The following is a 19,100-nucleotide window of genomic DNA, read 5'->3' on the forward strand; positions in this document are numbered from 1 at the left end:
CGGAGATGATAAAAGTACTCGTTGTGGACGATGATCATTTGGTGCGTAAAGGCTTTATCTCGATGATGCCCTGGCAGGAGAATAATCTCGAAGTCGTCGGTGAAGCGGGAAACGGTAAAAAGGCACTCGAGTTTCTAGAAAACCAGCAGGTAGACCTGCTGATCACGGATTTAGCGATGCCCCTCATGTCTGGCATCGAGCTCATGAGGTGCGTCAAAGAACAATATCCGGACATCTGCATGGTCGTGCTCACGTTTCATCAGGACTTTGAATGGATCCAGGAAGCCCTGCGCTTGGGCGCGTTGGACTACATTACAAAGGTGGAGCTCGAACACGAACAGATGAACGAGGTGCTTCAGCGCATTGTGAATAAGATGAAGGAGCTGCATGCCCGTAACGGAGAATTGAAGGTTTCGCATCCGGCCGGCCACGAATTCATTATGGAAGCTGAGAGCCCTTATTCTTCCGAAGTGAAAGCGAGTATTCTAATGGCGGTCGATATTATGCGTCAAGAACTGCAGGAAGAGCTTTACTTGCCCGAGATTGCTAAGCGGGTAAACATGAGCCGCAGTTATTTCAGCCGCTGTTTCCGCGATGTGGTGGGGAAAACGTTCAACGATTACATCCGGGAAGTGCGGGTGGATCATGCCAAAAAGCTGCTTAGCCAGACTGGGAAATCGATTAGCTGGGTTGCGACGCAGACGGGATACCCGAATGAAAAATATTTCGGCAAAGTATTTCGGGAAATCACAGGGATGCTGCCCAGTGAATTCCGTAAAACTCAGAGCGAAGTCGCAAATCGTCCACAGTAAAGTGCAATTTTATCCAAAAGGCCTTCAAAGGATTGAAACACGAGATGATATGTGCCGGAATGCAAGATGAAATCTGCCCCCAACGGAATCTAAATTCGATATGATGGAAGAGTAAAGCGGTTACATTTCGATCACAGGAAGTCTCTTTTCCAAAAGAACGTTCAGGAGGGGTAGTATGAAAAAAAAGAATGCCATCATATCGCTGGTTGCTATGTCTCTTCTCCTATCGGCATGCACAAGCAATGACGGAGGGACTGGGAAAAGCGGTGAACAAGCGACGGCAGATACGAACGTGAAGGTAGATCCATTCAAGATGCCGAATCCAATCGAGGTCACTACCTTCAAAAGTGTGAGCGCAGGAGCTAAACTGCCTGCCGGAGATACGGTAGAGAGCAATCAATACATGAAGTATGTCAAGGATAAAACGAATATCAGTTTTAAAATTTTATGGTACGCATCCGGTCAGGATTATGATCAAAAGATGAAACTGGCTCTGGCGAGCAACGATCTCCCGGACATGATGATGGTCAATGAGCAAATGTTCCTGTCCCTTGCCGAAGCCGGACAAATCGAAGACTTAAGCAAGGTATATGAGAAATATGCCTCCCCGCTGACGAAGGAATTATATGCTTCCACGAATAACAAAGCGATTGAGAAAGCGACCTTCAAAGGCAAGCTAATGGGCATTCCGAATATCAGCGTTCAGGCCGATGCGGCCAGTATGGCTTGGGTGCGTAAGGACTGGCTGGACAAATTGGGGCTGCAGCCGCCCAAGTCGATCGACGATATTGCCCTGATTGCCAAGGCTTTCGCCGAGAAGGATCCGGACGGCAACGGCAAGGCGGATACCATGGGAATCGCCGGCTACGAGAATGCGTTGATGGTGCCTAACAAGGCGCAGCGTGGTGATTTCAAGGGCATATTCCAAGCGTTAGGGGCGTACCCTTCCCAGTGGATTAAGGACAGCTCGGGCAAAACCGTTTACGCCTCTATCTTACCTGAGACGAAGCAAGCGCTCGGCAAGCTGCGCGACATGTATGCCGCAGGAGCCATCGATAAGGAATTTGCCCTCCGCAAAGATCCCAATGAGAACATCATCGCGGGTAAAGCGGGAATCTTCTTCGGGCCATGGTGGTCGGGCGGACTGGTTTCCGATGCGATCAAGAATAATCCGAAGGTTGATTTCGTTCCTTATTTGATCCCCGATGCCAAGGGAACTGTCAATACCCTGATGCTGCCAGTCAGCAACACTTTCATCGTCGTGAAAAAAGGGATGAAGAATCCTGAAGCGGCTATGATCTATGCCAACACGTTTATCGCCGCACAGCGTAAAGTCGATCCTGATGCGTTGAAGCTGGACTTCACGGTCAGTGCGGAATATTGGCCGATTGGGAATGCAACCTACGACTATGCCGATGCGGTGGAGCGGAAAGCGGATCTACTCAAGAAGGCGCTTAGTAATCAAATCAAGCCGGAAGAGCTGAATTCGGAAATGAAGGAATTGTACAATAAGGCTGTGCGGGATAAGGCCAATCCGAAGGCGGATTTGAAGGACTGGTCGGGCTACTACGGTTACACGGTTCCGGCAGACTTGTTGAAGCAAAATCAGAATAAAGTTTTCAGTGAATATTCGGCGACAACCAAGACCATGGAAAGAAAATGGGCGAATTTGCAGAAGCTTGAGAAAGAAACATTCTTCAAAATCGTCATGGGTGAGCAGCCGCTCGATACGTTCGAAAAGTTTGTTGCCGATTGGAAGGCGCAGGGCGGCGATGAAATTACAAAAGAAGTTGCCGATGAAATCGCGAAAAGCAAGAAGTAGTCGTATTTCATAAAGGCAAGAGAGCACCCCAGGCCAAGCGGTGGTGCTCTCTTCATTAACCAGGATTGTTATCTTAAATAGCAGAGGTGTGGACATCATGAACATTAAATCGTACTACAAGCATTATCACATGATGATGCTGCCGGGTATCGTGCTGCTAATTATCTTTCATCTGGTACCCATGTTTGGTATCGTTATTGCCTTTCAAGACTTTAAATTGGGCTTGGGGATTTGGGGTTCAGAATGGATTGGCTTCGAAAATTTCAAGTATATGTTTGAGATTAAAGACAGCAGTGTCATTTTTTACAACACCGTGTTCATCTCCGTATGTAAAATTATCGCGCATTTGATTGTGCCGCTGGTTTTCGCGATTCTACTCAATGAAATCCGCTTCATGGCGCTTAAAAGATGGGTGCAAACGATCGTATACTTGCCTCATTTTCTTTCTTGGGTTATCTTGGCAGGTGTGATCCGGGATATCCTATCCCTGGATGGGATTATTAATAAGTCACTGACATCGCTAGGATTCGAGCCGATTATGTTTTTGGCCAAAAGTAACCTGTTTCCCGGCATTGTTGTCAGTACCGATATTTGGAAAGAGTTCGGCTTCGCCGCCATTATTTACTTAGCTGCACTCGCAGGAATTAATCCCGCTCTGTACGAAGCGGCTGAGATGGACGGCGCGAACCGGATTCAACAATTGATGTATATTACGATACCGAGCTTAATTCCTACGGTCGTTTTGCTGGCTACCCTCAGTATCGGCAATATCCTGAACGCAGGCTTCGATCAGATCTTTAATCTCTACAATCCTCTTGTGTATGACACAGGTGATATTATTGATACGTATGTTTACCGTGTTGGACTTGTACAGGCGCAGTACGGGTTTGCTACTGCCGTCGGATTATTAAAATCCGTAATCGGCTTTGTTCTGATCATAATCTCCTATAAAGTGGCCTACAAATATGCGAATTACCGAATTTTTTAAATAAAGCAGGTGAAATCGAATGGTACGCAACAGAACCTTAGCGGCTCGTACGACTGAAATTGTTTTAGTTATTTTAATGCTCATCATTTCAGCAATCTCGCTTGCACCTGTTTTACATAATTTCTCTGTTTCCTTCAGTGACAATGCGGCGGCTCAAGGGGGGTTCGTCAAGTTTTGGCCGGTCGGCTTCAATGTAGAATCGTATCGCCGTATTATGGAAGAACCGCATTTTCTGCATTCCTTTTTTGTTTCAATTAAGCGAGTATTGCTAGGTGGAACAATCAATTTCGTTTTGACCGTACTGATGGCATATCCGCTCTCAAGAAGCAGCAAGGAATTCCCGCTCCGGAACATGTATATGTGGTTTATGCTCTTCACCATGCTATTCAGCGGCGGTATCATTCCGTTATATTTGACAGTCAAATCGCTAGGGATGTTTAACTCCATTTGGGCGTTAGTGCTGCCCGGAGCCGTGCCGGTGTTTAATGTCATTCTGCTCATGAACTTTTTCCGGAACTTGCCGAAAGAGCTAAGCGATGCCGGGTATATGGATGGCGCTGGCCCATGGTACATGATGCTCAAAGTGTTCCTGCCGCTCTCCCTGCCGGCCATGGCTACCGTAACCTTGTTCAGTGTGGTCGGACATTGGAACTCCTTTTTTGACGGCTTGATCTTTATGCGCAGTGCGGAAAATTATCCGCTGCAAACGTATATCCAGCAGCTCGTCATCAACCTCAATATTGTGGAGTTGGATTCCACACAGGCTGAGCTATTGATGAAAGTGTCCAATAAAACGTTAAACGCCGCTAAAATCGTCGTATCCATGGTGCCGATTCTGATCGTGTATCCGTTTCTGCAAAAGTATTTTATTCACGGTATCATGCTCGGTTCTGTTAAAGAATAGGTTTAATTGGCAAATATAGATCAGGCGTTCACTCTACAGGAGGGTGAGCGCTTATTTAGTTGGGAAAGTTTGATTTATGAGTGAGCTTCATTCAAGCTTGACTCGTCAAATACATAAATACCCAACTATCATTCGAAGGGGAAATGAATACCATTTGCGGTGAGACACAAACGATGGGGGATAGCATGACTAGAATCATTTTATTTAGGGGAAAAGCTGGGACTGGTAAAACGACTATATCCAACGAACTAGCCAAGAGAGTTAAGATACCTGTGTTACATAAGGATGATATCTATGATTCAGTTGCTAGTTTCATTCCAGATCACGGTTCGAGAAATAAGATCTGCTACGGAATTCTCTATCGCTTCTTACAAAATGTAATCGATTCAAATGCCGCCATTATACTCGATTACGGACTAAATAATATGGATGATGTAAAGAAATTAGAGAAGTGGATTGCAGATAGGGGTGGGGAATTAAAGACGATACATTGTATCTGCAGTGATGAATCCATCTGGTCTGAGAGACTTGCTAAGCGAAGCATCAATCCGTTACCCAACCAATTGATAACTAATTTATCTGAGCTAAAAGCACACTATAAGGATTTTGGTCCGGAATATTTAGGAGGGGAATTAATTTTGGATACTGTATTACCTATAGATATTCTTATTGAGAGAATCCAATCCTTTCTGCTTGAAACGTGCTACTGATGAGAAGGGCGATTCGTTAGTGAATTTAAGATTATTGTCTCGAATAAGGTAAATTTAAACGTGCAGGCACGTCTTCAGGAAAATTCGTAAGAGTTAAATTAAAACTGTACTCATTTATTCTAAAATGAAGCAGACCATCTTCCTTACTTTCGTAATGTATGCCTTTTGCACGAATGTTTGCTTTTACTTTCTCAATAAAATCAGAACTACTGACCCCAAAAACCACATCCATCTTCGGTGGTAAAGCAGTCATTGCAATAGGTATCCACTTTCGTTTTTTTGACGGAATAACCGCGTGTGCTGTACCGCCGATAGCAAAAGTAAAGTTATCTGTAACTTTATCTAGCTTGAAATTAAAAATGTCAACTAGCAATTCTCTGAAATCTATTACTCGATCTACAGGAAATCCAATTTCTCTGAGATAAAGTATTTTCATCTCACCGCTAGGAGGTAGTACTCCTTCTCTGACATACGTATGAGCGATGATTTCTAGTAAATTGCCGTCCCCGTCTCGGAAATAAACATTCCTGCCTGTTTCAAAATTGTCAATAATTCTGCCGTCCGACCACTTTAGAAGCGAAATACCTGACTCACAGAGCCAATTTACTACAGCTTTGAATTCTGAAAAGGGGACTTCGAAAGCAAAATGTGCCGGAGCTAATGGCTCCATAGCTTCTTTAAAGGATAGTGTAAAGTATGGATTCGGCTGGAAACATATTTCATTATCCGATTCATTAACAATGGGGAGCCGCAGCTGTTCATGATAAAATTGTTTGACACCTTGAATTGAAACCGTGTTCAACTGAAGTAGAGCGAAATGAGTAATCATGAATTTATCACTCCTTTCCAATGATTTAGAGTGACTTACCCTTTTTATTAATAAACATAGTATACATTTAAGTTTAAAAAAGTGACAAGGTCTTTTATTGAAGTACTCATTGCTGGGCGAACGTAAAAACAACTGAATTGAAGGAGCTTAAGAACATATGGAAGATCAGTGGAGGATATCCAAACACGATAGGGGATGGAAGGATCTGTTCAATGACATTGCTTTAAAATTGAGAAATTCACTAGGGAATTTGGCCATTCGTATTGATCATGTAGGTTCTACATCGATCGATGGTCTGGATGCAAAACCAATCATTGATATCCAAATATCAGTTCTGAATTACGATGACATAGCAAGCTATAAGACGAAGATTGAGAGCGTTGGATTTGTATTTCGTGATGAAAATCCAGATAAAACGAAGAGATATTTTCGAGAACTGCCGGGCACGCGAAGAACTCATATTCATGTTAGACAAGTCGGTAGTTTCTCTGAGCAAATGACTTTGCTCTTTAGAGACTATTTACGTCAGCACCCTCAGGATTGTTTAAGATATGCAGAGGAGAAACATCGATTAATGGAACTATATAAAAATGAACGCCCAAAATATGTTGAAGGAAAAGGGCCGATCGTTTGGGATATCATGCAAAAAGCACATAAATGGTCGCAAGAAGCGGGCTGGCAGCCAGGAAGATCTGACAACTAGGTTCATTGATGTAAAACCAGGGAGAATACCAAGCCAGGGCAAATTTGCACCCTTACACCTCCAGGCACGGAACGTGGTTCTTATCCTGTGTTATCAGATTGGAACTTGATTGCCTGTGAGAGCGACTCATTTTAAAAGGGGATGCTTGGGGGAAGATACATGAGTTCCATAATATGTTAATATTTAGATGATCATGGTTGAAAAGAACGCCAAGAGGAGGACAATGATGAAACGGATGCCATTTGAACGTCCAACCGAGTATTATGATGAGCGATTATTGCCTATTGATGAGCAGATATGCGAGTTACTAAAACAACGCAAAGAAATATCGAACAATAATCCAGGTTATCCGCAATTCGAGTATATTGAGAAATGGGCAATTGCTTTTGACCTCTATGAAGATTATTTGAAATCAGTATTTCATGTTCTGAGAAATGAGGAGCAATTTAAACCGACAATCGAACCTATTGGATTCAGAAAACACGTGCCCATTCTGAAATCCAAGGTAAACGAAGAGTTTATCTATACGGTGACATCTATGCGGCAATACAGTAATGCAAGCATAATAACCTTTAATATTGATTGGGATGTAAAGAGTGACCACTCGTTAAAGTTGAATAAAACTTTCGTATTGCATCTCGGAGAGAATTATCATTGTCGCATGGATAGTGGAGGCGGTAGTTCAGGTCATTTATCTTTTAACTACATCGTATCACCAGCATTACCTGACGATATTTCGGGCATAGATTTTATCTTTAGAGAGATTGGAGTTCCCCTGAAGGATAATCCGGCAGGCAATGAAGTCGTCTTTCAAAGACAGACCGACAGCAAGCCATGACGATCAGTTGGTAGTATGAAGATAAAAAGAAAGGCTGCCGATATATGAAGATCGGCAGCCAATTCTGCTAGTTGATGAAATTTAGGATAGATTACCTAGAATTCGACTTGACTATTGCCGAACCCATTTAGCCCCCTGCCAGGTATGAATGTAGTACCAAGTCACTCCATTGGGTGCCTGCCAGACAAGAGAGGCTTTCACCGTTTGTTTTGAAAACTTAAGTGCCCCATGAATAGTCTGATCATCTACATAAGGAATGTCTAAAGCCACAGAGTTTTCATCTAACTGTACCTCAACAAGCATATGCTTAACGCCCAACTTGGAGTGCTGAGAATCATTTTCTGAGATTTGCTTAGCATATTCCAAGGAAGGATTGATCCACTGACCTTTATCTCCTATAACCGTAAAAAACCAGTCACCAAGTTGTCCAGTGAAGTGAAGAATTTGGGGGGAATGTTCCGGAACAATTTCATAACTAGCAAATGGATTGCCGTAGCTGTGAAAGGGCACTGTCATTTCGAATGATTGTTCAATTCTTTGTATGTTCTCGAAGCCTAGACCATGTGAACTATCCGCATGTATCCAGCGAAGTTTGTTATCATCCGTCTGTATTTGATACCACAGACTCGGCCCTGCACGGCCAACAAGTAGATACTTTGCTGTTGGTTTTAAAATCGAGGGCTTCACCGCGGGTTCGTTAGCGAGAGGCTTCTCGAAAGGGTAAAGGTAAACTGGAGTGGTCTCCTCAACTGAGATGAAGCCTTCTACTGGCTCACCTACATACTTTTCTGCGTAATGATAAGGAAGAATCCATTTTGCTCCAAGCCAAGAGGTTTGAATTAAGTACCATCGGTCTTTGCCATAGCATCGGCTATATGGATTACATTCTTCTACAGAAGCAATGGCATGGACTTGTTGAGGGGCAAGCGCAAGCTTCGTCGACAGATTCGGCTGATCAAAGAGCTGCACTTCGCTGAGCAGGGTTAACGATTGTTCCTTCCACTCGAGCTTTCCATATTTATAACCTCCCTCATTAAGATCAATCCATGCCGTACCAAGCCATGTCACGATAGGTACCTTAGTCATACTTAAGATACCCATCAACTCACTCTCAGGCAGTGGAGCCATACGTACCGATTGCATGGAACTAAGTCTACCTATCGAATCCTCAGGACGTGTTGTATTATTGGCGTACATGGTAAATTCGTCAAGCAGCGTTATGTAAGGCATCGACTCGGGATCAGCTATTTTTTCTCCAGGGGACAATTCCTCGGCTTGCACATTCGGAGACCTCATGATGAAGCCCAATATCAAAATGGCTAAAATGTAAAATCGCAATGGATTTCCTCCTTAAAGCTTTAGTCTATATAAAAATTAGACGCATAAATGACCCAAATGTTTCCATATAGTCAGTGAATTAATGGGTATTAACATGATCCCATACCTGACGGATAGTAGGGCGGAGGTTATTTTCAATGATTGACTTGGTTGTATGGCTATTGTAAAATTTTGTTATGTTAATTTGAGGAAATGAACTTACTTGTTTGTAAGGGGATGATTATCAATGATTCATCAACGTGAATGTCCAGTTGAGACACTCCTTCATGTTTTAGGTGGCAAATGGAAGCCAATGATTTTATGGCATTTGATTGCATCCACAAAGCGATTCAACGATCTGGAAAAGCTTATACCTGATGTTTCGCAAAAGATGCTTGCACAACATCTCCGAGATTTGGAACATGAAGGCATCATCGATAGAAAGGTTCACCCTACTGTCCCTCCAAAAGTTGAATATTCTCTTAGTGAATACGGCAAAACATTGATACCTGTAGCAGAAGTTATGTGTGCTTGGGGAGAGAATCATAATAAGCGGAAATATGAAGAGTCGGCGTCATAGAGCTAGTTCACATGAACTTGTACAACAATCAATAACTCAAATTAAAAGCTGCCACGGGATTCCGGGCGGCTTTTGTTTATCTCTGTCCTCCCAACCTTCGCGTACATGGTATTCCTTGCCGTTATACTTACTTTTAAGTAAGTACCCTACTTTAAAGTGGGTTCTTAACATAATTTTGAAGCGGTGCTATGCTTGAGTCAACCAAATATTGGGACCCATTCAAGAGGAGGAAGGAACAATGAAAATTATTGTTTTTGGAGCGACGGGGAATACAGGGAGAAGAGTGTTGGCACAAGGGATACAAATGGGGCATGAGATGACCGCATTTGTGCGAAATTCTGATAAGCTATATGATCAACTAGGTGAGCATGATGCCAAGCATGTCAAGGTGGTCGTGGAAGATATGATGGACCCGGTGAGCGTCGGTGAAGCGCTTGCGCACCAAGACGCCGCTATTCTTGCAGCTGGCCATGCGGGACAGGGAGAAGAGTTTGTTCGTCTCGTCGATAACATTATAAGCCAATGTGAACTCCAACCTAGTTTCTCCGGGCGGGTATGGATTATGGGAGGAGCAGGCCTGCTGGACATTCCGTATACGGACCTTATCGGGAACAATTTACCCGGTTTCCCGCCTGAATATAGAAATCACAACCGGAACTTCGAAAGGCTGCAGCAGACTCAACTGGATTGGTCCATAATGTGTCCGGGAACAATGATGGATACGAGAGAGCATCAAGATGCGGTTTTACATGTAACAACAGAAATCTTGCCTGTTCCGATTCCGGAGACGATCAAGGAATATTCCGAGGCCGATATAGCCGGTCACTTATTCAACCGATTTCATGAGCTGAATGTTGCTTATGACGATGTCACCTTATGTATGTTGGACCATCTTGAGCTCGGTGGAGCGTTTAAAAGAAAAAGGGTCGGTCTAGCCCATCATAGCAATATTGCGGTGCGCTGAGGGAAAGGGGGATAATAAGCTTGTTTGGATTATTGCTCTTCCTGCATATATCGGCTTCGATCGCCATCATTGGTCCCTCTTTCGTGATGCCCCACATTCGAAGATTCGCCAGAACCGTCGGCCAGCTGCACTTTATTTGTGGTATAACGAACAAGCTTAACATCATACCTAAAATTGGCGGAGTCGTACTTATCGTAACCGGGGTTTGGCTGATGATTATAAATAAAATGGGGTTATCCCAAATGTGGCTGAATGTATCCATCCTTTTATCACTGCTCATGGTCGTCATGATCGACGGTTGGATCGAGCCGCGCATGAAAAAGATCATAAAGATCATATCGGCAAGTCAAGACCAGAGTAATGAAATCCCTGCCGAGTTCGGTCTCCTGATAAAAAGGATCGTACCCATCGAGACGGCAGCGCAGCTGCTGATGATTGCCATCTTGGTGCTTATGGTCGTTAAGCCATTTTAAGGCGGCCCATGGGAGCGTCCTAACCATATTTTTACTGCTATTCACAAAAATAAGGAGTAGCTCTGCTACCAGCAGCTGCTCCTTTCTTGCCGATTATGATCCTCCTAAGCTTGAAATGTTCAGAGGCGTTGGTCAAGATGCTAATAAAAAATTATTACAATCCGCTTTAGGGGAAAAGTGGAAAGGATTATTATTTGCGGATTGGGTTGATGAAGTTCCCGTTTGGCGGCCTTCCAAAGGATACATACATAACCTTACGAACTTAAGATCTTCACATGGACACTTAGTTGCTAATGGACAATATCAGGATTGGGATCGCTTAGAACAAGACTATTATCAGTTATTCAATGAATTGAAAGATCAAAATGTGATAAGATCCAGCCGGTTGACAAAGAACAATATAGAAATTCATTCATGGAAACCAGCAGCCGGCAAGTAAGTGATGCTGTTATGGTTAAGGAAAGAATAACATCCGCATAAATGGCGGATTTTTTTTCAGAACAAATTCTTAGCATCGCCCTTTGTTTCCCTGTGTCCATTCGGGTACAATAATCCTGTTATCCGAGTATAAAGAAAGTGGTAGAAAGGTGTGCAGCTTGAATGAATATGAATATTTTCATCGTCGAGGACGATGCCTCCATATTTAATTTACTGAAAGAAAGGCTGGAGAAATGGTCTCTGCATGTCACAGGACCCCATAATTTCGAGGACATACGATGTGATTTTGTAAACAGTCAGCCTCAGCTTGTCATCCTGGATATCCAACTTCCAAAGTTTGATGGCTTTCACTGGTGCCGGGAGATTCGTGCTATTTCGAAGGTCCCCATTCTCTTTTTATCGTCAAGGGATCATCCGATGGATATGGTCATGGCCATGAACATGGGAGCAGATGACTATATTCAGAAACCGTTCAATATCGATGTCCTGCTTGCGAAAATTCAGGCTTTACTTCGCCGCACTTATGCCTATGGGGAAGAGGCGGCTGATGTAATTGAATGGAACGGTGCCGTATTACTTATGAATCGCGGCGTGATTCGTAAGGATGGAACGGACGTTGAGCTCACGAAGAACGAATTTTTTATTCTCTCGACTCTTATTAAAGCGAAGAATGAAATCATATCGCGGCATGAGCTTATAAGAAAGCTATGGGAGGACGAGCACTTCGTCAATGACAATACACTCACTGCGAATATTACACGTTTACGCCAGAAGCTGGCGCTCCTTCAATTGGAAGAAGCCATTGTTACGAAAAAAGGCTTAGGCTACATGGCGGCCACTTTATAGGGGAAGGTGAAACCCATAGATGTTTTTACGTTATGTTAGCAGTATGAAAAGCTGGATTCTAATGTTTGCTATACTAATTGGATTAACGAATGTACTCCTTCTACTAGATAAAGGAATTGCCTTACAGATCGGTTCGATTGTTTATTTGGATTCGGTATTACTGATTACGTTTATCATCTTCTTCCTATGGCGCTACCTGAAAGAAATGCATTATCTTCGCATGCTTGAGGCACGCACTAGAGACATGAGCGACAATTGGCTTGAAGCCTTACCCACTCCCGTACATGCGCGGGATAAGATCGTAAGTGAAGCTTTGTATGCCGTGAACCGGTTCCATAAACAAAAACTGTCGGATATGAACACCACGCATAAGATGGAAAGCGACTATATCGCATCCTGGGTGCATGAAATCAAGGCGCCACTTACTGCTATGAAATTAATTATCGATGCAAATCAACACGTCCGGATCATGCAAAAAATAGAAGCAGAGTGGTTGCGGATTTATTTACTCGTCGATCGGCAGCTGTATATATCGCGAATGCCTACGCTGCGGTCGGATTATGTGCTAGAAAAAACATACATTCAGCGACTTGTGGCGAAAGAAGTCCGTGATTTAGCCTCTTGGTGTATGGAGAAGAACATTGCAGTCGAATTCAAAGGGGAAGAGGCTGAGGTGATAACCGATATCAAATGGTGCCGGTTTATCATTCGGCAGCTACTGATGAATGCCGTGAAATATAGTCCCGAAGGCGGAACCCTCCTTATATCGACTGAAATATTGCCCGCAGGCAATGTCATCCTGTACATGAAGGACGAGGGACCTGGGATTCCGGCGCATGATCTTCCCCGTATTTTTGACAAAGGTTTCACGGGGGGAAACGGGAGAATTTACAATGCGGCAACTGGCCTTGGCCTGTATCTGGCACGGAACGTCGCAACGATGATCGGTATTACGCTCGACGCACAATCCGGTCAAACGAATGGAACCGTTATGAGAATGATTTTCTCAACTAAGAATGACTTCGAGGCATTCCGGGAATAAAAGTTCGAGCTATGTAAACCTACTATGCAGTCGGGGATTTTCCCGCCTGCTTTTTTAAATCCAATTACAGCAATGAAATCACAGCAATATGACAATAATGTAACATACCGCCTATCAAATATCATCTAATACGTGCGACGCAACCGGATGTACGTCTTACAATAAGGATAAATCCAATATGGAGGTCTGATATGAATACAATTCAATCGCCAAAAACAATGCTGCATGCGCAGAACGTTCATAAATCCTATGGTAAAAAAGGCAGCGTTCAGGAGGTTTTAAAGGGAATCGACCTTCGTGTCACAGAGGGGGAATTCGTGGGGATCATGGGGCCGTCGGGATCAGGTAAGACGACTTTACTTAATGTGCTTGCTACGATTGACCGCCCGACAGATGGGACGATCTTCATCGAGGATGCCGATGTGTCCAAAATGAAGGACGCCGAGTTGTCTTCTTTTCGCCGCAACAAATTGGGGTTTATCTTCCAAGACTATAATCTGCTAGATACGTTGACGGTTAAGGAAAATATTCTTCTTCCCATTTCCCTCGGGAGAAGGAACCGAACGGCGGCGGAAGAAGAATTCAAGGCTATTACCCAATCCCTTGGTATCGAAGGCCTGGAGCACAAATATCCGCATGAACTATCTGGCGGCCAAAAACAGAGGACTTCGGCCAGCCGCGCTCTCATCCATCGGCCTGCCATGGTATTCGCCGATGAACCGACAGGCGCCCTTGACTCCAAATCCGCCTCTGCTTTATTAGATACCATTGCGGAACTCAATAAAGAACGGTTAGGTACAATTGTGATGGTGACGCATGATCCTGTGGCCTCCAGCTATTGCAGCCGTGTAATCTTTTTGAAAGACGGCTTGATTTACTCGGAAATCTACCGTGGCAATAAAACGAGGCCGTCCTTCTTCAAAGAAATTATGGATGTCCAAGCCGTCCTTGGGGGTGACACCGTTGACGTTATTTGAGCTAGTGATTCGTAGTATGCGAAAAAATATCAAACATTATTATCTTTATTTTTTCGCGCTTATTTTCAGCACGAGTCTCTATTTTGTGTTTGCCACATTGCAGCATGACGCATCCATTATCGCGAATATAGAGAAAAACGCTAGATTTTCAAGTTCATTTCAATCGGCCAGCTTGATGCTACTGCTTATTGTGGCTGTGTTCACGGTCTATGCGAACAGTCTCTTTTTGAGCCGGCGGAGCAAAGAAATCGGGTTGTATCAGTTGATCGGCTTGACGAAAAGAGGGGTCGCACGATTCCTCCTTATTGAAAACGCTCTTCTTGGCTTCGGGGCACTTCTATTCGGGATCGGCTGCGGAGCCCTTGTATACCGGATCTTCCTGCTGCTTCTTATTAAACTTTTGGGTTTCGAAGGAATAGTCTCAGTGAAGTTCTCCCTATCGGGTGTTACACAAACGGTCGCCGTTTTTGCCGCGCTGATCGTGATCACTTCCATACAGATGCTACGAAAGGTATATCGCAATACGTTGATTGACCTGTTTCATGCGGAGAAACAAAACGAGCATCCTGCCAAGCCTACATCCATCGCGGCCGCGATCCTCGCGCTGCTCGCCATAGCGCTCATCGCGTACGGTTATCAACATTCGGGGCATTTGTCGGACGACACATTGCTCTTGGACATGTTCCTGATTCTCGTTTCAACAATTGCAGGTACGTATCTGTTGTTCCGCGTCACGATTAGTTGGCTCTTCTATCGGTATCGAAGAGGTGTCAACGGACATCTCGAGCTGAAGTTTGCTTTGTCGCTAGCCCCCCTCATGCACAGGATGAAAGCGCAAGCTAATTCACTAACTTTGATCACCGTACTCTCGGCAATGACCCTTACGATGGTGGCGGTAGCTTATTCGATCTATGTTTCCGCTGGAAATGACACGCGCATCGCGTTTCCGTATGATTTCGTTATTCAGAATGGCGAGACGAATGCAAAGATGTTCAGTGAGGAGATGAATAGTGAAGGGATACGCTTCGTTCATAAGCAGGTAGAAGCCGTGAAGCTGGTGGGCACGATCCGTGATCATTCCGATCATGCCTTCGTTGAAGATGACGAATTGCTTTTTCTGCCAGCGGAACAGCTTCAGAATGCTGGAGCGGACATGAAGGTCCCTCAACCCGGGGAAGCCGTTATTTATAACGGAAGGGCAAAACTCGAATCATCGATAGCAGGGCAGAAATATACGAATTTTCCTAAAGAGGTTGAGCTGAATCTGTCCGGAAGCGAGAAAGGGCCTCAGGTGCTGGGGCTTATAGAGAGATATGCTATGAATTATGACGTATACGGTCTTCAACTTGTAACATCAGAGTCAACTGTACGGGAACTCAAAGAGAGGATGATAGCTTCTCCGCAGTATGAAGAGGAGAAGACGAGACGATATCCCCGATACGAAACGATAACTCTCGATACGTTCCAGGTACCGGACAAAGAACAGCGTGTCAAGGCCTCGGATGTTTATGCGAAATATGTGGCTAAAGGAGACTTTGTTTCTGATTATGAGAGGCAATACCGCAATGCACTCCAAGATTTTGGAATGTTTATCTTCATAGCCGGATTTCTGGGACTCCTCTTTCTGATTTCAACCGGCAGTATCCTGTATTTCAAACAAATGACGGAAGCGGATCAGGAGAAGAGCAGCTTTATTACGTTGAGACAGCTCGGCTTTGAGACAAAGGACATCATGAAAGGCATTGTACGTAAGCAGCTATTTGTTTTTGCCATACCTCTTGTTATTGGGATTTCACACGCTATATTTGCCGTGAAAACAGTCTCCATAGCCGTAGTCTCAAATATAGCCGTGCCGTCTGCGATAGCCATGGGTGTGTACCTATTGATATATATCGTATTTATCTTGTTAACTATCGGTTATTACAAAAAAATCGTTCAGAATGCCATGTAGTGCCTAATGCACGCATCCGGTCATTGTAAAGGAGAATTTCATTCATGAAAAATAGAAGAGTCCCCGTAATGACATTGGTCGTTGTCATGCTGGCCGTCGTATTTATAGTGTTGTACAAGGATGTGGTAGACCGATTTAACCCGTTTCTGACAAAAGCCTATGTCTATGTCCAAATCAATCAAGCCCCCGTGCCTAATCATGGGCGAGTAGAGTATAAACTTACCGGGTACAATGCGGAAGGTGACAAGGAAAATGTTAATTTTACAGCCAGTACAGAACTTCCTAAGGGGACCTATCTGAAGGTATTGGCCAAGGGAGCCTATGTACAAGAATGGGAAAAGATCAATCCGGAAGAAGTACCTTCTGCAATCAAATGGTAAAAGAAAAGAACTATTCAGAGAGCAGTTTGCCACCGCGGCAGCTGCTCTTTTTGTTATTAATCTATAGGGTAGCAAGGTTACAATATGTGGTTTTATATAAATAGTGAAAGCGGTCGTCTTATTCTACAAATAAAATATGAAAGCGTATACACATTCTCCTTTGAATTTGATAAAATTAACAATAATTATTTTGGATGTAAAGGGAGCATATGACAAAAGGAATGATTACCAAAGCACAAGTCTTTTATAGATATCTGTTCTCATATTTCGTCATTTTGCTAATCCCGCTCGGTCTATTAGGCTATTACGGATCGCTTCAGTTGAAGCAAACGGTCAACCACTACGTTGAGAAGATGAACCAAGAGATGCTGAGCCAGCTCGGTGAAGGCGTTGATACGAAAATCATCGAAATGAATAAAATCGCGGCAAGGATCGAGACGAATCCCGATCTGACCCCTTATGCGGTAACCAAAGATTTCTACGGCGCATACCAGGCGAAGACGCTGCTCGATTATCGCGTATCGAACGATTTTATTCACGAAGTGCTTTTTTACGTAAGGGGAGAACCGTTGCTATATTCCTCCGTAAGCACTTACCGTATTCCAACCTTCATTAACGATATTTATCATTACCGTTTTTGGACGGAGGCGCAGTTTCGGGAAGAAATGGACACTTTGACGAAACCGATGCTCCGTCCCGCGGAGGACGTCAACTTCATGGGTGCTTCCAACGAGCGGTTCATTAGCTATGCGCTGCCGATCCCGCTGGGGAGCCTTCACCCTTACGGAACCGTGTTGTTTTTGATTAAAGAGAGTTCGCTGCTTCTTTATTTGAAAGCCGATGAATATCCCAGAACGGGAAATACGGTTATTATGGATGAGAGAAATCGCATCGTCACCTCCTATAAGGGCGACTCACATGTCAAAGACGAGGACTTGTACCCGCTCCTCGTGTCGGCCAACGGCATGTTTTCCGTGGAAAAGCTGGACAAAGTGAACTATTTCGTCTCCCGCATGAAGTCTGAACAGACTGGGTGGACATATGTGAATATCATGCCGGTTTCCGACGTCATGAAGCCGATCGACATCGTCGTCTCCCAATGGATGCGCACGCTGTTCATCATTTTGATAATTGGCAGTGTAGCGATTTACTTCGCACTGCGCTACAATTATCATCCGATCAAAAAGCTCGCACAGCTGGCGGAAAGCCATTTGGGGAAGTCGCTTATGATCATGAACGAGCTGGAAGCGGTCCGTACGTTAATCGACAGGACGATGCGCTCCAATCGGGAGCTTGGGGAAAAGTGGGAGAACAACCGTTCAGCCATTGTCGACCATATGCTGCTCAGCCTGCTGAAAGGGGAAGTGGAGACGAGGGAGCAGCTGGACGAGCGGTGCAAAGAAGTCGGTTTCGAATTCGGGCATGCGGCTTACTGTGTCTTTGTCGTGGAAGGTGCAGGAGCAAATCCCGATACGAAGCAGCTGCTTGCGGAATCCGTCGCGGACTGCTCAAGTAGCGGGATGACCGTTTATTACAAGGAATCCATTGATAACAACCGGATAACTTTCCTTGTATCAACCGACCACACGCCTCAGCAGCTCTCCGTTTGGCTGCAAGAGTGGCACAATGCCGTGTACCGAGATCTCGGAATCAAGCTAACTTGCGGTGTGGGCCAACTGTACGAGGAATTGAAGCAGATCGGTCGATCATTTATTGAGGCTTCGACTGCGATCGATTACAAACTGATCAAAGGGATGGGCCAAATCATATCGTTCCGCGACCTGACATCCGATCATTTCTCAACGCTGTACGACGCAAATTACAATTTGGAAAATTTAAGCTATTGGCTGCGGGAGGGACAAACCCGGCAAATCGTCGATGCGCTTACGCATTTTGTCCATCAGATTAAGCAAGGCGGTACGACGCTGTTTGTCGTCAGATGTTTATGCTTTGATATTATCCATACGGTTATGAAAACATTGAATGAGATGAAAAGCGAATTTCCCGGCATCACCGAGAAGCTTCCCGATGTGTTGACGTTGATGGAATTCCATACCGTCGAAGAGCTGGTCGAGCTTGTCTCGAAGGCTTGTATCGACGTTTGCCACGCTATGGAGCAGCATCATCGAGATCCTGCGGAGCGTCACATCTACGCTATGACAGATTACATGCAGCAGCGTTACGACTATTCCGGCTTTTCCGTGCAAATGATGGCCGATCATTTTTCACTTTCAGCCTCTTATGTGAGCCGTTTGTTTAAAGAGCACACCGGTCAAACGATTACCGATTATATGAATTTAATCCGCATCAATAACGCCAAACGGCTGCTCAGGGAAAGTAATGCCTCAATCAAAGACATCGTGCAGCAGGTCGGCTATTTCGATACGTCAAGCTTTATCCGCAAGTTCAAAGCAGAGGTCGGCGTCACGCCGGGTGAATATCGCAAGATGCTGCGGAAGCAGGAAAGCGGATCGGGAACCGGTTGAGACAACCGGTTCTTTTTTCGCATATTCACACATGAATCGC

At 44.4% G+C, this 19,100-nt stretch carries 19 protein-coding genes; 17 read left to right on the forward strand and 2 right to left on the reverse strand.

What is annotated here, in order from left to right; all coding sequences use genetic code 11:
* Positions 1–5: 5 nt before the first annotated feature.
* From J2X61_RS34575 to J2X61_RS34595, 5 genes are all read left to right on the forward strand, one after another.
* The gene (locus J2X61_RS34575) at positions 6–812 is read left to right on the forward strand and encodes a response regulator transcription factor (RefSeq protein WP_310194881.1); all 807 of its coding nucleotides are present in this window, start codon (positions 6–8) and stop codon (positions 810–812) included.
* Positions 813–987: 175 nt separating this feature from the next.
* On the forward strand, positions 988–2,634 hold the full coding sequence (locus J2X61_RS34580) for an extracellular solute-binding protein (protein ID WP_310194883.1): 1,647 nt from the start codon (positions 988–990) through the stop codon (positions 2,632–2,634).
* A 97-nt stretch (positions 2,635–2,731) separates the two neighbouring features.
* Positions 2,732–3,622: an ABC transporter permease gene (locus tag J2X61_RS34585; protein ID WP_274473032.1), complete on the forward strand. Its 891-nt coding sequence runs from the start codon at positions 2,732–2,734 to the stop codon at positions 3,620–3,622.
* A 19-nt stretch (positions 3,623–3,641) separates the two neighbouring features.
* Positions 3,642–4,526 (forward strand): carbohydrate ABC transporter permease, encoded by an 885-nt coding sequence (locus tag J2X61_RS34590; protein ID WP_310194886.1) that lies wholly within the window; start codon positions 3,642–3,644, stop codon positions 4,524–4,526.
* Positions 4,527–4,711: 185 nt separating this feature from the next.
* Positions 4,712–5,236 (forward strand): P-loop nucleotide/nucleoside kinase family protein, encoded by a 525-nt coding sequence (locus tag J2X61_RS34595; protein WP_310194889.1) that lies wholly within the window; start codon positions 4,712–4,714, stop codon positions 5,234–5,236.
* Between the two features lie 31 nt (positions 5,237–5,267).
* Here J2X61_RS34595 and J2X61_RS34600 read toward each other — a convergent pair whose 3' ends face one another.
* Complete coding sequence (locus tag J2X61_RS34600; protein WP_310194892.1) at positions 5,268–6,065, reverse strand: VOC family protein; 798 nt, start codon at positions 6,063–6,065, stop codon at positions 5,268–5,270.
* Positions 6,066–6,222: 157 nt separating this feature from the next.
* On the opposite strand from J2X61_RS34600, the gene J2X61_RS34605 reads away from it, so the two are divergent.
* Together J2X61_RS34605 and J2X61_RS34610 are read left to right on the forward strand one after the other, a co-directional pair.
* Positions 6,223–6,768 carry a GrpB family protein gene (locus J2X61_RS34605; RefSeq protein WP_310194895.1) on the forward strand — a complete coding sequence of 182 codons (546 nt, stop codon included), beginning with the start codon at positions 6,223–6,225 and terminating at the stop codon, positions 6,766–6,768.
* A 226-nt stretch (positions 6,769–6,994) separates the two neighbouring features.
* Positions 6,995–7,606 carry a hypothetical protein gene (locus J2X61_RS34610; RefSeq protein WP_274473069.1) on the forward strand — a complete coding sequence of 204 codons (612 nt, stop codon included), beginning with the start codon at positions 6,995–6,997 and terminating at the stop codon, positions 7,604–7,606.
* A 111-nt stretch (positions 7,607–7,717) separates the two neighbouring features.
* Here the strand turns inward: J2X61_RS34610 and J2X61_RS34615 are convergent, their stop codons facing one another.
* Complete coding sequence (locus J2X61_RS34615) at positions 7,718–8,944, reverse strand: hypothetical protein (RefSeq protein ID WP_310194898.1); 1,227 nt, start codon at positions 8,942–8,944, stop codon at positions 7,718–7,720.
* 226 nt (positions 8,945–9,170) lie between these two features.
* On the opposite strand from J2X61_RS34615, the gene J2X61_RS34620 reads away from it, so the two are divergent.
* The 10 genes from J2X61_RS34620 to J2X61_RS34665 all read left to right on the forward strand — a co-directional run bounded on the left by J2X61_RS34620 (position 9,171) and on the right by J2X61_RS34665 (position 19,060).
* Complete coding sequence (locus J2X61_RS34620) at positions 9,171–9,503, forward strand: winged helix-turn-helix transcriptional regulator (RefSeq protein WP_274473038.1); 333 nt, start codon at positions 9,171–9,173, stop codon at positions 9,501–9,503.
* Positions 9,504–9,741: 238 nt separating this feature from the next.
* A complete protein-coding gene (locus J2X61_RS34625; protein WP_310194901.1) occupies positions 9,742–10,467 on the forward strand; it encodes an NAD(P)-dependent oxidoreductase in 726 nt (241 codons plus the stop codon).
* A 14-nt stretch (positions 10,468–10,481) separates the two neighbouring features.
* A complete protein-coding gene (locus J2X61_RS34630) occupies positions 10,482–10,940 on the forward strand; it encodes a DUF2269 family protein (protein WP_310194939.1) in 459 nt (152 codons plus the stop codon).
* A gap of 115 nt (positions 10,941–11,055) precedes the next feature.
* The gene (locus J2X61_RS34635) at positions 11,056–11,379 is read left to right on the forward strand and encodes a hypothetical protein (protein ID WP_310194904.1); all 324 of its coding nucleotides are present in this window, start codon (positions 11,056–11,058) and stop codon (positions 11,377–11,379) included.
* 161 nt (positions 11,380–11,540) lie between these two features.
* Positions 11,541–12,224 carry a response regulator gene (locus J2X61_RS34640; RefSeq protein WP_310194907.1) on the forward strand — a complete coding sequence of 228 codons (684 nt, stop codon included), beginning with the start codon at positions 11,541–11,543 and terminating at the stop codon, positions 12,222–12,224.
* A gap of 19 nt (positions 12,225–12,243) precedes the next feature.
* Positions 12,244–13,266 (forward strand): sensor histidine kinase, encoded by a 1,023-nt coding sequence (locus J2X61_RS34645; protein WP_310194910.1) that lies wholly within the window; start codon positions 12,244–12,246, stop codon positions 13,264–13,266.
* A 191-nt stretch (positions 13,267–13,457) separates the two neighbouring features.
* Entirely contained in the window at positions 13,458–14,243 is a 786-nt protein-coding gene (locus J2X61_RS34650; protein WP_274473042.1) for an ABC transporter ATP-binding protein, read from the forward strand.
* 85 nt (positions 14,244–14,328) lie between these two features.
* Complete coding sequence (locus tag J2X61_RS34655) at positions 14,329–16,194, forward strand: ABC transporter permease (RefSeq protein WP_310194913.1); 1,866 nt, start codon at positions 14,329–14,331, stop codon at positions 16,192–16,194.
* Positions 16,195–16,238: 44 nt separating this feature from the next.
* Positions 16,239–16,574, forward strand: a complete 336-nt coding sequence (locus J2X61_RS34660; RefSeq protein WP_274473044.1) for a YxeA family protein — start codon at positions 16,239–16,241, stop codon at positions 16,572–16,574.
* A 209-nt stretch (positions 16,575–16,783) separates the two neighbouring features.
* Positions 16,784–19,060 (forward strand): helix-turn-helix domain-containing protein, encoded by a 2,277-nt coding sequence (locus J2X61_RS34665; RefSeq protein ID WP_310194916.1) that lies wholly within the window; start codon positions 16,784–16,786, stop codon positions 19,058–19,060.
* Positions 19,061–19,100: the final 40 nt, after the last annotated feature.

The organism is Bacillus sp. 3255 (assembly GCF_031456485.1).
Taxonomy (GTDB): Bacteria; Bacillota; Bacilli; order Paenibacillales; family NBRC-103111; genus Paenibacillus_E.

What these genes read in the sequence shown, in the direction of transcription:
- J2X61_RS34575 (WP_310194881.1), top strand. Translation starts at nt 6, where the DNA reads ATGATAAAAGTACTCGTTGTGGACGATGATCATTTGGTGCGTAAAGGC.
- J2X61_RS34580 (WP_310194883.1), top strand. Translation starts at nt 988, where the DNA reads ATGAAAAAAAAGAATGCCATCATATCGCTGGTTGCTATGTCTCTTCTC.
- J2X61_RS34585 (WP_274473032.1), top strand. Translation starts at nt 2,732, where the DNA reads ATGAACATTAAATCGTACTACAAGCATTATCACATGATGATGCTGCCG.
- J2X61_RS34590 (WP_310194886.1), top strand. Translation starts at nt 3,642, where the DNA reads ATGGTACGCAACAGAACCTTAGCGGCTCGTACGACTGAAATTGTTTTA.
- J2X61_RS34595 (WP_310194889.1), top strand. Translation starts at nt 4,712, where the DNA reads ATGACTAGAATCATTTTATTTAGGGGAAAAGCTGGGACTGGTAAAACG.
- J2X61_RS34600 (WP_310194892.1), bottom strand. Translation starts at nt 6,065, where the DNA reads ATGATTACTCATTTCGCTCTACTTCAGTTGAACACGGTTTCAATTCAA.
- J2X61_RS34605 (WP_310194895.1), top strand. Translation starts at nt 6,223, where the DNA reads ATGGAAGATCAGTGGAGGATATCCAAACACGATAGGGGATGGAAGGAT.
- J2X61_RS34610 (WP_274473069.1), top strand. Translation starts at nt 6,995, where the DNA reads ATGAAACGGATGCCATTTGAACGTCCAACCGAGTATTATGATGAGCGA.
- J2X61_RS34620 (WP_274473038.1), top strand. Translation starts at nt 9,171, where the DNA reads ATGATTCATCAACGTGAATGTCCAGTTGAGACACTCCTTCATGTTTTA.
- J2X61_RS34625 (WP_310194901.1), top strand. Translation starts at nt 9,742, where the DNA reads ATGAAAATTATTGTTTTTGGAGCGACGGGGAATACAGGGAGAAGAGTG.
- J2X61_RS34635 (WP_310194904.1), top strand. Translation starts at nt 11,056, where the DNA reads ATGTTCAGAGGCGTTGGTCAAGATGCTAATAAAAAATTATTACAATCC.
- J2X61_RS34640 (WP_310194907.1), top strand. Translation starts at nt 11,541, where the DNA reads ATGAATATGAATATTTTCATCGTCGAGGACGATGCCTCCATATTTAAT.
- J2X61_RS34645 (WP_310194910.1), top strand. Translation starts at nt 12,244, where the DNA reads ATGTTTTTACGTTATGTTAGCAGTATGAAAAGCTGGATTCTAATGTTT.
- J2X61_RS34650 (WP_274473042.1), top strand. Translation starts at nt 13,458, where the DNA reads ATGAATACAATTCAATCGCCAAAAACAATGCTGCATGCGCAGAACGTT.
- J2X61_RS34660 (WP_274473044.1), top strand. Translation starts at nt 16,239, where the DNA reads ATGAAAAATAGAAGAGTCCCCGTAATGACATTGGTCGTTGTCATGCTG.
- J2X61_RS34665 (WP_310194916.1), top strand. Translation starts at nt 16,784, where the DNA reads ATGACAAAAGGAATGATTACCAAAGCACAAGTCTTTTATAGATATCTG.